We start from the raw sequence: 14,204 nt of genomic DNA on the forward strand, positions 1-14,204 counted from the left end.
TAACCCCTCCTTATTTTGCTTCGTACCAAGTCGCACCGTAGTTAAAATCTACTTTTAATGGTACTGAAAGCTCGATTGCGTTCTCCATAACCTCTGGTACTATTTTTTCAAGCAATGCAATCTCCTCTTTAGGTGCTTCAAAAATTAATTCATCATGCACTTGTAAGAGGATTTTTGCCTGCATATTTTCTTTTTTCAAACGAGCATCCATATCAATCATTGCTTTTTTAATAATATCTGCTGCACTTCCCTGAATTGGCGTATTCATCGCAGTACGCTCTGCAAAGCTTCGCAGATTGAAATTCGAGCTCGTAATGTCAGGTAAATATCGACGTCTATTTAAAATCGTTGTCACATAACCATTAAACTTCGCATCTTGGACGATATCATCCATATATTGTTTTACACCCGGGAAACTCGCAAAATATTTCTCGATAAATGTAGAAGCTTCCTTACGGGTAATATCCAAGTTTTGCGATAAGCCGTAATCACTAATACCATAGACAATACCAAAGTTTACTGCTTTTGCAGCACGGCGCATATTACTGTCGACCTCATCTTCTGAGACATGGAATACATCCATAGCAGTACGTGTATGAACATCCATACCTTCACGGAAAGCGTCGACTAAGTTTTCATCCTTTGACATATGGGCCAATACACGCAATTCGATTTGCGAATAATCGGCAGAAAATAATATCCAATCTTCGTTCGATGGCACAAATGCTTGACGAATTTTTCGACCTTCTTCTAAACGAATCGGGATGTTTTGCAAATTCGGATCCGTCGAGCTTAAACGTCCTGTAGCAGTTAGTGCTTGTTGGAAACGAGTATGCACCTTTCCATCCTCTTCATGGATTTCCTTTAACAGGCCTTCGATGTAAGTTGACTGTAATTTCCCAAGCTGACGATATAAAAGAATATGCTCAATAATGGCATGCTCTGGTTTTAATTTTTCCAATACATCTGCTGCAGTGGAATAACCAGTCTTTGTCTTTTTAATAACAGGAAGACCAAGTTTATCAAAGAGGATGACACCTAATTGCTTTGGTGAATTAATATTGAAGGCTTCTCCTGCTTCAGCATAAATTGCTTGTTCGATAACAATTAGCTTGTCATTTAATTCCTGACCCATCTTCTCTAATGTGGCACGATTGACCGTGATTCCCTCACTTTCCATTTCCCCTAAAATAGAAGCAAGCGGAAGCTCTAAATTTTTATAGAGTTCAAACTGTTCGTTTTCCTTTAACAATGCCTCAAGCTTCGGCTGTAAAGACCACACAGCAAAGGCTTTGCGGCTGGCATGCTCAGAAAGTGCGTCAATGGCAGGTATAGCTCGTTTCGCGCCTTTACCATAAACAGTCTCATTTGCCTGCACGTTACGATAACCTAGTTCTTTCGCAAGTGTTGCCACATCATCTCCACTTAGCGCAGGATTATTAATATAAGAAGCAAGTAATAAGTCAAATTCCACACCAGCCAAACGAATTCCCGCACGTTTTAACGCAGCCTGAGATGCTTTTGAATCAGACATATACTTTATTTTAGTAGCATCTTCTAACCAAAGACGAAGGACATCTGATTTAGCCGCAATATCAAACGGCACATACATTGTTTTCGCTCCATCTGTTAGTGCAATGCCTAGTTGCTGACATGTATGATAATGCTCATCCTCTAGCTCCAAATGCACTGCCATTACATCTTTTAAATGCTCTTGTTTTACTTCTTGTACAATTTTATAGTCAAAAGGTGCTTGTTCCTCTTCTTGGACAGTAAAATCACTTTTCTCTAGCAATGATTTAAAGCCAAGCTCTTGCCACACGCTAATTAATTCTTCTTCATTCGGACCATTATAAATAAGATCCGAAAGCGTTATTTCAATCGGTGCCTCTGTAAAAATGGTAGCTAGCTTTTTACTCATTAGTGCCTGTTCTTCATTGGCAACTAATTTTTCTTTCATTTTAGAAGCCTTCACTGTATCCATTGCCGCATAAAGGGACTCCACTGAACCATGCTCTTTAAGTAATTTAACAGCCGTTTTTTCACCGACACCTGGTACACCAGGGATATTATCTGAAGAATCCCCCATTAAACCTTTCATATCAATAATTTGTTGGGGAGTTAATCCGTATTTTTCTGCAATAAATTCTGGTGTATTTCTTTCAATTTCAGTAATGCCTTTTTTAGTAATATATACTGTTACTTGCTCAGTCGCGAGCTGTGTTAAGTCACGATCTCCTGATACGACGATGACGTCCATATCATGTGATGAAGCTTCTTTGGCAAGTGTCCCTATAATATCGTCCGCTTCGTACAGTTCAAGCTCATATCGCTTAATACCATAAGCATCGATAAGCTTACGTATATAAGGGAACTGCTCAGATAATTCTGGTGGAGTCTTTTGTCGACCACCCTTATATTCCGTAAATGTTTCATGTCGGAAGGTTGTTTTACCCGCATCAAAGGCAACCAAAATTTTCGTTGGCTGCTCTTCCTCTAATATTCTTTGTAGCATTGTTGTAAAGCCGTACACTGCATTCGTATGAATTCCACTATCATTCGTCAATAATGGCAACGCAAAAAACGCGCGATATGCTAAACTATTGCCGTCCAATAATAGCAATTTTTCCTTTGTCATGATTTTATCCTCCTGCGTTTTCGTCTTCTTAATTGTAAAACGAAAACGTATGTTTGAAAATGCCTCTTCCTTTTACTTTATCGAGAAAACGGGTATTTTACCAATCATAACGTTGAAAATCGCCAAATTTTCTACATCAATAGCTTAGGATTGACTGCACAAAAAAAGCCAATCACGCGTTGTAATTGACTTCATCTATGTTATTCACTGGCTTTATTAGTTTTTTCTTTACGATAAAAAATCTCTTCATATAGGACTGTCAAAATAAAGGCATTCATAAAGGCAAATACTAAAAATAATGGCATACCACCAAGCTGTGGATGTGTAAGCTCTGTATTAAACACCATGACAGTGCCGATTTGCGCTAAGAAGAAAATAAAGCCAATCCCTACTTGCCATATAGGACGTTTAACCTTGCGTTTCTCGTACAAAAATATTCTTTTAAATATCTTGCGTACATCCTCAGCAATAACTAAACCTAATAAAAACAAAATGACAAAAAATACTGGTATATGATAAACACTTTTTGTGATCCATGCAAAATCTGATAGACGGAAGAAAAGTGTAAATAACGATGCAATACTACAGGCTATTCCCAAATTTTGGAGCCACTTGCTAATTTGCAACTTCACAACTATTACCCCCTTTTTTTATTTCTCGAACAATATCATTCTATCAGATAATAGTCATAAACGAAACACAAAATTATATATTTCTATCATTTTCATAACATAACATCTATAATTGAAAGATATTTATAAAAACATGATTAAAAATCCCTAAAACCAGACTAGAAAAATTAAATAGTATATAAGATTGCAATTATAACTAGATCACTCTTAAAAAGCAGCTTCACTTTTCTTATTTTGAAGAATTTTTTATCAACGAAAGTACCGATACCTTCTAAATATCATGAAAACTGAGATATATTATCGGATTCATTAAACATTTCTTCTATAAACTGCTCATTAGAGATTATATTTATTGTAAACGTATGCCATGCATAAGTTGATTGGAGTGGAGACTGGGCGACTCCTTGGGGATCAGCAATAGAGGAACGAAGGCTAAAACCATCACATCCTGTGATAACGCCTTCGTGACCAACATCGGTGCTGTTGCTGTCACTTTGTTGCACTACGTTTTCGCACAGAATGAAACCCTTTTGCTGCCGCTACGTTAGCACTACGCTTTCGCGCAAAAAACATCTGTTGGCCCGAGACCCTGGAGCGAGCAAAGCGAGTGAAGCGGCTCATCAGACGCCCCCCAGGAAGCTCTGCTCTGCGCGAAAGCGAAGCGTCAGCGGCAAATGTTTTATCTGTGCGAAAGCGAAGCGTCAGCGGCAAATGTTTTATCTGTGCGAAAGCGAAGCGTCAGCAACAAAGCGCCCAGTCGGAACGGAAATCAACCCCACGTTATGGTGAATGAGTCTTAAACCAGTAACTAATATGTAGAAATATATCGCCAGTTTCATAAATGTAAAAAAGCCGTCTCAAAAAGTTTGAGACGACTTCATATATTTATCCCTGCAAGAATAATAGTATTACTTAATATAGCCTGATAATATTTTTGCATATGGTGAAGTGGATGGTAAAATAATGACCGTATCTTCACCTACAGTTTTCTTATATGATTCTAATGTACGGTACAATGAGTAGAATTCAGGGTCTTGAGAGAATGATTTATTGTAAATCTTAGCCGCTTCTGCTTCACCTTCCGCTTGAATCAATGCCGCTTTCTTTTTCGCTGTTGCGAGCATTTCTTGAACTTCTTTATCTGTTTGAGCTTCGATACGGCGTTTCTGCGCATCACCTTCTGATAGGTATTTTTGCGACATTGATTCACGATCCGAAATCATATTTGTAAACACGGATTGCTCATTTACAGTTGGCAAGTCGATACGACGAATACGAACATCTATTACTTCGATTCCATACTTATCATTTGAAAGCAACTCATTGACACGTGCAGTTACCTGATCGTTGATACTCCCACGTGAAGAATCTTCATCATTAATAATTGCCTTATATTCTATTCGACCAAGCTCTGAACGAATAACTGAATAAATAAACTCTTCCATACGTGATTCAACTTTTTCTATTGTTCCTGCGTTAGAAATTAATTGCTTTGGATCTGTTATATGCCAAACTGCATAATTATCAATAATAATTCGTTTTTTATCCTTTGTATTAATTTCTTCTTCAGAAACTTCATACGTCATTTGGTTTTTTGGTAGCTTCGTTACGCTTTGAATAAATGGAACCTTTATCTTCAAGCCAGGCTCACTTTGAAATTTCACTACTTCTCCAAACTGTCTAACAACTGCGTATTCGGATTCTTTAACTATATAAACATTAGTAAATAATATTAAAGCAATAGCAAAAACGGCTGTTAATGTTACGGCAAGAGAAATATATTTTTTCGGATTCAACGGGCCTTTTTTCGACATTTTGACCACATTATCCACTGTATCCCCTTCTTTTGGAGCAGTATTTTTGGATTTACCTGATAAAAAATTGAGGAATTTTTCAAGATCCTTATTTTTTTGGTCCATTAGTTACCGCCCCCTTCTTTTTTCTCCTCTTTTGGTGTTTCCTGTGCAGCAGGTGTCTCCTGTTTCGCAGGTTGTAATGCTTGAAGAGGCAAGTATTTCATTGTACTGCCATCATCATTCATAATATAAATTTGTGCTTTAGGTAAAACATTTTCAAGCGTTTCTAAAATTAAACGCTCACGTGTAATTTGTTGATTACCCTTATATTGCTCATACATTTTATTAAAGACAGCTACATCCCCTTGAGCTTGCTCAATGCGGGCTGTTTTTTCACCTTCAGCCTTCGAGATAATAGCATCTTTTTCACCTTCAGCCTCATTTGTACGTTGATTCTTATATTTTTCTGCTTGATTTATTTTTGTATTTTTCATTTCACGTGCGTCTGTAACAGCTGTAAAGGCTGCTCGCACATCTGCATTCGGTAACTCAACATCCTGTAGTTTTACCCCTAAAACACTAATACCAATATCGTATTTTTCAATAAGAGAAACGAGTAACTCTCGTGATTTTGCTTCTATGTCCGCTTTTCCCTCTGTTAACGCAGCGTCGATTTTTGAACTCCCAATAATTGATCGAATCGCACTCGACGTAGCGCTATGTAATATTTTTTCTGGATCTTGTGAGCTGAATAAATACTTTTTCGGTTCTGTAATCTTCCATTGAACGACAAGGTCTGTTAAAACAATATGCTCATCCCCTGTAATCATTTTCGTTTCAGCATCATAAGCTTCCAATTCCCCATTTTTATCTTGCTTATAGCCAAACTTTAAACTAAATGTTTCCTTCGACAATACCTCAACCGATTGTACAGGCCAAGGTAATTTAAAATGTAAACCTGGTTCTGTTACTGTATTATCGGCACGACCGAACGTAATGACAACTGCTTGTTCTGATTCATCTACCGTGTACCATGATGTAAATACCGCAATAAGTGCAACAATGCCGAAAATGCCAAGTCCCACCATCATTAGTGACCTTTTCACACTCATGTCTAATCCTCCCTTAAGCTTAGTACTAATGTATACGGGGCACCTCTTAAAAAGTTTCAAAATATTTTAATAAACCAATTTTTATTTTAGGCAGTTTGACATAAGGAGGATTGTGAAGCTCACCAAACGTTCCTGCACTGGCCATCCAAATAAAATAGAACTGAAAAAAAATCCTGCTACCATTTAAGGCAACAGGATATTGACAACTAGATGTTCAAATGCTGGGAAAAATGTTGTTGATAACACAATGCTAATTAATGCAGCTACAATCATAGCAAGACTTGCAAAAGTACCTTCTAGCTCACCAAATTCAAATGCTTTAGAGGTACCCGTACCATGTGCTCCCATTCCTAACAGTAGACCTCTAGAGGATGGTCGATGGAAACGACATACTTTAATAACTAATGGTGCTATTAGACTCCCTAAAATACCAGTTACCATAACGAAAACTGCAGTAAGAGTAGGTGAGCCACCAATCATATTGGAAATGTCCATCGCTATTGGTGTAGTAACTGAGCGTGGAACTATGCTATGCACAAGCTCATTATTTAATCCAACTAATACAGCAAAGATAAATGATGATGTAATAGCAACAGCTGAGCCAACTGCAATACTTAGAACAATTTCAAAAGCATGTTTCTTTAATAGGTCAAAATTTTTATAAATTGGTACCGCAAATGCAACTGTTGCTGGCCCTAGTAAATTTGATAAAATACCGGCCCCTGCAGTATAGGATTTATAGGATGTACCCGTTAGTAGCAAGATGATAATTGCCACTAATGGTGTGATTAGTATAGGTGTTAACCATTCCTTCTGATACTTTTTATAAAACATTTTACTAGTATAAAAAACTGCAATAGTACCTAGTAAACTTACTATAGCTATTAACAAGCTCATGCAGTATCACCTTTCTTTCGTTGCCCTAGCAATTGTGCTGTGAAACCTGTTGCAAACATTACAACTATGGCACTCAATACAATAACAAGCACAGCTTTCACACCTTGCACACCGAATAATGCAGTATAATCGATTACTCCGATAGCAGATGGAATGAAAAATAGTAATAATTCACTAAGTAATAAACCTGCACCTAGCTCAATCCATTCAAGCTTAATAATATGAAACTGCAAAAGTAAAAACAATAAGACTAGTCCAATTATGCTCCCTGGAATCGGCAAGTGAAGTAGACGTGCAATACTATTCCCTATAAATAAAATTACATAAAGATAGCCGATTTGCACGATACTATTGACGATTTTCATGGTCATCCTTCTTTCAATTTTTTATCCCGCTTAACGGTCAGAATATAGATCACTTCTGATAAGTGCAGACCGTAAAAGCCCGATTGGTTCAACTAACAAGTACATTGTTTATTAGTTAAATATTATGTTACTATACTTTACACCTATTTACGTTACGTGTAAAACAGAAAAAGAATCTACCACCAAAAAGTTTGGTAATAGATTCTTCCTATTGGCGATAACTAAGCAACACAAATCAATTATGCCTCGGCATAATTGCGTCTGGAAGGTTTGACTTCTTTCAGCGGATGTTTAGCCACTGAAAGAAGTTAAAAATTCCTCATATATAAAGATTTTTTTGGCTATTTTAAAGTCTTAACAATTATATAGGGGGTTTCTACTGACAAGTATAAGGCCCCATTGTGAATCTAAAATTGTGCTATTGTAAAGAATTCGTTAATTTTTCGGAATCATGACAATCATTTTTGTCCCGACGCCAATTTCACTTTCTACCTGAATGCGACCGTGATGCGCCTCTACTAAGTGCTTCACAATAGCAAGCCCTAAACCTGTACCCCCAGAATTCCTGCTTCGTGCACGATCCACACGGTAAAACCGTTCAAAGACACGGGCAATTTCATTCTTTTCAATTCCTATACCTTGGTCCTCTATTTCAAGAATACCGTACGTTTCATTTTCCTTTAATCGAATCGTAACGAGTGTATTTTCCGGAGAGTACGTAATAGCATTAGTAATTAAATTAGTGACAATTTGAATGATACGATTCGCATCACCCATTACCTGAACATCACGTTCTATATCAACATGAAAGCTCATATTTTTCTCATCCAGACGAGGTCCAGTCAGCTCTGCTCCACGTATAAGTACATCTTGCAAGCCCATCGGCATAATATTAACGGTAAAACCATGCTGTTCAATTTTCGATAACTCCAGTAAATCCTGGATAAGCATCTGCAAACGGTTACTTTCCTTATAAATGATCTCTAAAAAAGATAGCAGCATTTTTTCATCCTTGTATGCACCATCCAGTAAAGTTTCAGAAAAGCCTTTAATAGATGTAATAGGTGTACGCAATTCATGGGATACATTTGCTACAAAATCCTTACGAATCTGCTCTAAACGAACAAGCTCTGTAATATCGTGCATAACGATAACAACACCAAGCCATCGACCATGATCCCCTATAACAGGTGCTCCATACACTTCCTTATTGTATAGCTCCTGTTGGACCTCCATTTTAATTTGTTGTCGATAAGGCATTTCAGTTAGAAACACATGGTCGATAAATTGCTCCAGGGATTTAGGTAAGCCAATTGTACGAAAAACTTTCCCTTGTACATCGTCAATTTGCATACCGAAACGCTCTAAAAATACACGGTTCACGATAGATATATTCCCCTCACGCCCAATCATCATGAGGGAGCTTCCCATGTTTTCAATTAACGTTTTAAGCCTTTCCTCTTCTACCTCGCGAATCGCCGTAATATCCTGTAAGTTACGCGCTAAAATATTGATGGAGTGACTAAGTGGTATCATGCGTTCATGCTCATTTTCATGGGCACGAGCACGGTAATTTCCCTTCGCCAGTTCAAGTGCTGTATCTGTCACGTTATCGATAGGAGCAGTGAAATTTCGAATCATATAGCGACTTACAATAGCCATTAAAATAAGCGCTATTAAAAAAAGAATCGCTAGCACAACATAAAGTCGGGCATGAACAGTCGATATTAGAGAATCTGTTGCCTCAATGTTTTGAGCAGTATACAGTGCCTCTCTATCTTCTTTTGATAGTTCAATCTTTCGTTCATCTAATACTTGGTTAATGGATTCTTGCACCTGTGAACTAGCTTGCTCATTGTACTGTTCTATATAAACAGGAAAAAGCTGACCTATAACAATCATTAGGACAGCTAATATCGATCCAAGCAATAGCATGAATGTCAAGAATAAGCGGTTGCTCATTGATTTCATGTCGTCTTCGGCTCCTCGAATTTATAGCCAAGGCCACGAATTGTCTTGATGAACATCGGCTTACGGCTATTTTCTTCGATTTTATCGCGAAGGTGGCTAATGTGTACATCTACAATTCGAGTATCACCAGCAAAGTCATACTTCCATACAGCACTTAATAGCTGATCACGTGTTAAAACCCGGTTTTTATTTTCAAGTAAATAAATGAGTAGCTCAAATTCCTTTGGTGTAAATTCCAGTGCCTCATCCTGTAAAAATACTTCAAAACGCTCTGGAAAAACACGCAATTGTCCAAATTCAAACATTTTCTCTTGTGGCCCATTCTTCTCTTCAGGCACTACATTTTGTGTAAAACGTCTTAAAACCGCCTTTACCCGTGCTAACACTTCGCGCGGACTAAAGGGCTTTGTCATATAATCATCTGCTCCTAGCTCTAGACCAAGTACTTTATCGAACTCATCATCCTTTGCTGTTAGCATAATAATAGGTGTATTCATACGTTGTTGACGGATCTGTTTACAAACCTCCATACCATCAAGCCTTGGAAGCATCAAATCTAATAAAATTAAATCTGGTTGTAAGTCGATTGCCTTATCCAGACCCTCTTGACCGTCTGCGGCTGTTTCTACAAGATATCCAGCCTGTTCTAAATTATATTTCAATAATGTCGCAATCGAAAATTCATCTTCTACAACTAAAATCGTTTTTGTCATGTTTAAAGCCTCCGTTAGTGATTTGAAACCCCCATTTCAAATCTCAAGACGTCTATAAAGCAAGCGGTGGTGTCACCAGCAAAGTACCCTCAATCATAAGCTGCTTCTGCTCATTATAAGAGTGTACCGATACAGTAATTGTATTTTGCAATTTATTTACTTCTGTTACCTCTAAAAGAGTATCAAATAATTCATAATGATAGAGCGGTTCTAAATATTTTATATGTTGCTCAATAATTCGTGCACCTGGTCCAGGGATATACTTTGACACAGCTGAAGTAATAATGCCATTTAACATGATTGTTGGTACGATTGGCTTTTGAAAAGGTGTCATCGCTGCATAATCATGTTGAATATAAAGCGGATTATTATCATTCGTAAGTCCTAAATAAAGCAGTAAATCCTTATCTTCTATCTTTTCGGTAATATGAATCTTCTCGCCAACTGAAATTTCATCAATAGTGAGACCAAGCTTACTGTTTTTTTGAAGCAAAAATACGCCAACCCCTTTTCTATCATATACCTTCATAGTATCAATTTTATTCCAAAAGTACAACGAAAAGCAGATGAACCATTTTATCTTCATTTAGCATTTTTTATTTGTAACAAATAGAACGCGACAGCTACCATTACACCAAAGCGAAATTGATAAAAGTTTACTACCAAAACGTGGGGTTGATTTCCGTTCCAGGCTACTCGCTTTCCTGTGGGCGAGCGCCGAGCCGCTTCCTACGCTTCGCTCCGTGCAGGGTCTCGCCTGTCTCGCTTTCCCACGGGAGTCGAGTAGCCTTCCACTACAATCAGCGATAGCGTAGAATTTCTTATAAATTTATATATTTCAACGCTATAAATGTTCGCATCGAGATGTACATTTTTGTTTGTCTTAGTATGTACACTTTCTCTCAAATATTCATGTGTATGAATATTTACAACTTGACATTGAAACCTCTACTCTCATAAATATCAGCCAAAACCAGCGACTACATAGCCGAACAAGGCTATTATGCTAGCCAATCCAAATAAAGTTGTAATATACATTGGTGAGCAAAAATGTACATCGTAATACGAGCATACTTACAAGCGCATTTATAATCGCCATGGCTACTCACCAAAATCGAACAAACATATAACAGTGACGCAATTGTAAATCTATTGCTATAGCTTCGTTAGCATTTTACTTTTACACAAAACATTGCTAAGGTTTCGTTTTATCGCTTAATAGATATGCCCGAAAATACATGCTATATGAGGTGGTTGATTGGAGTGGAGACTGGGCGACTCCTCGGGGATTAGCAATAGAGGAACGCGAGTGAAGCGGCTCATCGGACGCCCCCAGGAAGCTTTGCTCTGTGCGAAAGCGAAGCGGCAGCAATTGTTTTATCTGTGCGTAAGCGTAGCGACAGCAACAACAAAGCGCCCAGTCGGAACGGAAATCAACCACTCGCTTTGCAAAAGAGTCATACTTTAATTAATATGACTTTAATTTCATTGAAATAATAGTTTTTCAACAACATAAAATCGAGTAGGAATGAATCCCACTCGATTTCATAAACTCTTATTAAGCTAAAACTTTCATAACGTCGCGGACAGCCTCTGCCGATTTATCTAAAGCTGCTTTTTCATTGTCTGTTAAATCAAGCTCAAAGATTTTTTCTATACCATTTGCACCTAATAATGTCGGAACACCTAGATATAAATCATTGTAGCCATATTCGCCTTCTAAGTATGCAATAGATGGAAGTATACGTTTTTGGTCTTTAATGATAGCTTCCGCCATTTCAATAAGCGCCGCTGAAGGAGCATAATATGCAGAACCATTACCAAGGAGGTTAACGATTTCAGCGCCACCTTTACGTGTACGGTCTACAATCTCTTCAAGACGATCTGCTGGAATTAATGATTCTAATGGAATACCACCAGCGAACGAGTAGCGAGTAAGTGGCACCATTGTATCACCATGACCACCTAACACAAAACCTGTGATGTCTTTTACTGAGATATTCAGTTCTTCAGCTACAAACGCACAGAAACGAGCTGTATCAAGTACACCTGATTGACCTATTACACGATTTTTAGGGAAACCAGTTTCTTTGAATACTGTGTAAGTCATTGCATCAACTGGGTTTGTAAGAACGAGGATTGTTGCATTTGGTGAGTACTTAGCAATTTCCTTAGAAACAGCTTTCATTACATCTTGGTTAATTTGAACAAGATCGTCACGGCTCATACCTGGTTTACGAGCAACGCCAGCAGTGATAATTACTACATCAGAATCTGCAGTATCTGCATAATTAGAAGTACCTTTAACATAAGAATCATAGCCTTGCACTGGTGCAGCTTCCCACATATCTAGAGCTTTACCTTTAGTTGGATTTTCAGCTTGAGGAATATCCACTAACACTACATCACCAAGTTCTTTTTGAGCCGCTAAAAATGCTGCAGTAGCGCCAGTAAAACCGCTACCGATTACTGAGATTTTTTTTCGTTTCAGAGACATTCGAATACGCTCCTTTAAATTAGGTTATTTAATCAATTATGCCTCGGCATAATTGCGTCAGGAATCGGCTTTGTGCAAGCACAAAGAACTCCTTTCCGATTCCATGACATCCGCCGGAGGCTTCTTTCAGCGGGTGTTTAAACACCCGCTAAAAGAAATTAAAAGAGGGAGGAGAATAAATTCTCCTCCCTCGATCAAACAAGTTCATCGTAAATATTTTATTAAGCTAAGGTCAATAGAAATTTACATTTCACCCTAATTATATCGGCAGAATATACTTCCGCTTTAACTATAATTTCTATTTTAGAATAGAAAATTATAGGTTTTTGATTAATTCAGTAGCGAATTCTGAACATTTTACTTCTTTAGCGCCGTCCATTAAACGAGCGAAGTCGTAAGTTACAACTTTAGAAGAGATTGTTTTCTCTACAGATTTAGTAACCATGTCAGCTGCTTCTTGCCATCCTAAGTGTTCAAGCATTAATACACCTGAAAGTAATACTGAAGATGGGTTTACTTTATCTTGACCAGCATATTTTGGAGCTGTACCGTGAGTAGCTTCGAAGATCGCGTGTCCAGTTACATAGTTAATGTTTGCGCCTGGAGCGATACCGATACCACCAACTTGTGCAGCTAATGCGTCAGAGATATAGTCACCGTTTAAGTTCATTGTAGCAACTACGTCGAACTCAGTTGGACGAGTTAAGATTTGTTGTAAGAAGATATCAGCGATAGAATCTTTAACTAAGATTTTACCAGCTGCTAAAGCGTCAGTTTGTGCTTTGTTTGCTGCTTCTTCACCTTGTTCAGCTTTAATAGCATCATATTGGTTCCAAGTGAATGTTTGATCAGCAAATTCTTTTTCAGCTAATTCATAACCCCATTTTTTGAATCCACCTTCAGTGAATTTCATGATGTTACCTTTGTGTACTAAAGTAACAGATGGGCGTTTATGTTTAATAGCGTATTCGATAGCAGAACGTACTAAACGCTCAGTACCTTCTTTAGATACAGGTTTTACACCGATACCAGAAGTTTCTGGGAAGCGGATTTGGTTAACACCAAATTCAGTTTGTAGGAAGTTGATGATTTTTTGTGCTTGTTCAGAGCCAGATTCGAATTCAATACCAGCATAGATGTCTTCTGTGTTTTCGCGGAAGATAACCATTTCAACGTCTTCTGGGCGTTTAACTGGAGAAGGTACTCCATCAAAGTGACGTACTGGACGTAAGCATACATATAGGTCAAGCTGTTGACGTAATGCTACGTTTAGAGAGCGGATACCACCACCGATTGGAGTAGTAAGAGGACCTTTGATTGCGATTAGGTATTCGTTAATTTTGTCTAAAGTTTCTTGTGGTAACCATTCACCAGTTTGGTTGAATGCTTTTTCACCAGCTAGAACTTCTAACCATTCAATTTTCTTTTCACCATTGTAAGCTTTTTCTACTGCTGCGTCGATTACGCGTGATGCTGCAGCCCAAATATCTGGACCAATTCCGTCACCTTCGATGAAAGGAATTACTGGATTGTTTGGTACATTAAGTACGCCATTTTCAACTACAATTTTGTTTGACATTGAT

At 37.9% G+C, this 14,204-nt stretch carries 11 protein-coding genes; all 11 read right to left on the reverse strand.

The window, feature by feature from the left end:
- Positions 1–10: 10 nt before the first annotated feature.
- Positions 11–2,638, reverse strand: coding sequence for a DNA polymerase I (gene polA / locus ABH966_RS03215; protein WP_370075655.1), 2,628 nt, complete (start codon positions 2,636–2,638; stop codon positions 11–13).
- Positions 2,639–2,838: 200 nt separating this feature from the next.
- The gene (locus ABH966_RS03220) at positions 2,839–3,270 is read right to left on the reverse strand and encodes a DNA polymerase I (protein ID WP_370075657.1); all 432 of its coding nucleotides are present in this window, start codon (positions 3,268–3,270) and stop codon (positions 2,839–2,841) included.
- Between the two features lie 908 nt (positions 3,271–4,178).
- Positions 4,179–5,189, reverse strand: coding sequence for a protease modulator HflC (hflC, locus tag ABH966_RS03225; RefSeq protein WP_370075659.1), 1,011 nt, complete (start codon positions 5,187–5,189; stop codon positions 4,179–4,181).
- Positions 5,189–6,178: an FtsH protease activity modulator HflK gene (gene hflK, locus ABH966_RS03230; protein WP_370075661.1), complete on the reverse strand. Its 990-nt coding sequence runs from the start codon at positions 6,176–6,178 to the stop codon at positions 5,189–5,191. Before hflK ends, hflC begins: the two co-directional genes overlap by 1 nt.
- 183 nt (positions 6,179–6,361) lie before the next feature.
- Positions 6,362–7,075 (reverse strand): LrgB family protein, encoded by a 714-nt coding sequence (locus ABH966_RS03235; RefSeq protein WP_370075663.1) that lies wholly within the window; start codon positions 7,073–7,075, stop codon positions 6,362–6,364.
- The gene (locus ABH966_RS03240; RefSeq protein ID WP_370075665.1) at positions 7,072–7,440 is read right to left on the reverse strand and encodes a CidA/LrgA family holin-like protein; all 369 of its coding nucleotides are present in this window, start codon (positions 7,438–7,440) and stop codon (positions 7,072–7,074) included. The genes ABH966_RS03235 and ABH966_RS03240 overlap by 4 nt, the downstream gene beginning before the upstream one ends.
- Before the next feature lie 435 nt (positions 7,441–7,875).
- On the reverse strand, positions 7,876–9,411 hold the full coding sequence (gene pnpS / locus ABH966_RS03245; RefSeq protein WP_370075667.1) for a two-component system histidine kinase PnpS: 1,536 nt from the start codon (positions 9,409–9,411) through the stop codon (positions 7,876–7,878).
- Positions 9,408–10,124: a response regulator transcription factor gene (locus ABH966_RS03250; protein WP_370075669.1), complete on the reverse strand. Its 717-nt coding sequence runs from the start codon at positions 10,122–10,124 to the stop codon at positions 9,408–9,410. Before ABH966_RS03250 ends, pnpS begins: the two co-directional genes overlap by 4 nt.
- A gap of 52 nt (positions 10,125–10,176) precedes the next feature.
- Complete coding sequence (locus tag ABH966_RS03255) at positions 10,177–10,617, reverse strand: MaoC/PaaZ C-terminal domain-containing protein (protein ID WP_370075671.1); 441 nt, start codon at positions 10,615–10,617, stop codon at positions 10,177–10,179.
- Between the two features lie 1,065 nt (positions 10,618–11,682).
- Positions 11,683–12,621 carry a malate dehydrogenase gene (mdh, locus tag ABH966_RS03260; protein WP_370075673.1) on the reverse strand — a complete coding sequence of 313 codons (939 nt, stop codon included), beginning with the start codon at positions 12,619–12,621 and terminating at the stop codon, positions 11,683–11,685.
- A 316-nt stretch (positions 12,622–12,937) separates the two neighbouring features.
- Positions 12,938–14,200, reverse strand: coding sequence for an NADP-dependent isocitrate dehydrogenase (icd, locus tag ABH966_RS03265; protein ID WP_370075675.1), 1,263 nt, complete (start codon positions 14,198–14,200; stop codon positions 12,938–12,940).
- Positions 14,201–14,204: the final 4 nt, after the last annotated feature.

Origin of the sequence: Lysinibacillus sp. RC46, assembly GCF_041262385.1 — a bacterium.
Classification (GTDB): Bacteria; Bacillota; Bacilli; order Bacillales_A; family Planococcaceae; genus Lysinibacillus.

Excerpts from the sequence above, each read along its gene's own strand:
- polA (WP_370075655.1), bottom strand. The coding sequence starts at position 2,638 with ATGACAAAGGAAAAATTGCTATTATTGGACGGCAATAGTTTAGCATAT.
- hflC (WP_370075659.1), bottom strand. The coding sequence starts at position 5,189 with ATGGACCAAAAAAATAAGGATCTTGAAAAATTCCTCAATTTTTTATCA.
- hflK (WP_370075661.1), bottom strand. The coding sequence starts at position 6,178 with ATGAGTGTGAAAAGGTCACTAATGATGGTGGGACTTGGCATTTTCGGC.
- ABH966_RS03235 (WP_370075663.1), bottom strand. The coding sequence starts at position 7,075 with ATGAGCTTGTTAATAGCTATAGTAAGTTTACTAGGTACTATTGCAGTT.
- ABH966_RS03240 (WP_370075665.1), bottom strand. The coding sequence starts at position 7,440 with ATGAAAATCGTCAATAGTATCGTGCAAATCGGCTATCTTTATGTAATT.
- pnpS (WP_370075667.1), bottom strand. The coding sequence starts at position 9,411 with ATGAAATCAATGAGCAACCGCTTATTCTTGACATTCATGCTATTGCTT.
- ABH966_RS03250 (WP_370075669.1), bottom strand. The coding sequence starts at position 10,124 with ATGACAAAAACGATTTTAGTTGTAGAAGATGAATTTTCGATTGCGACA.
- mdh (WP_370075673.1), bottom strand. The coding sequence starts at position 12,621 with ATGTCTCTGAAACGAAAAAAAATCTCAGTAATCGGTAGCGGTTTTACT.
- icd (WP_370075675.1), bottom strand. The coding sequence starts at position 14,200 with ATGTCAAACAAAATTGTAGTTGAAAATGGCGTACTTAATGTACCAAAC.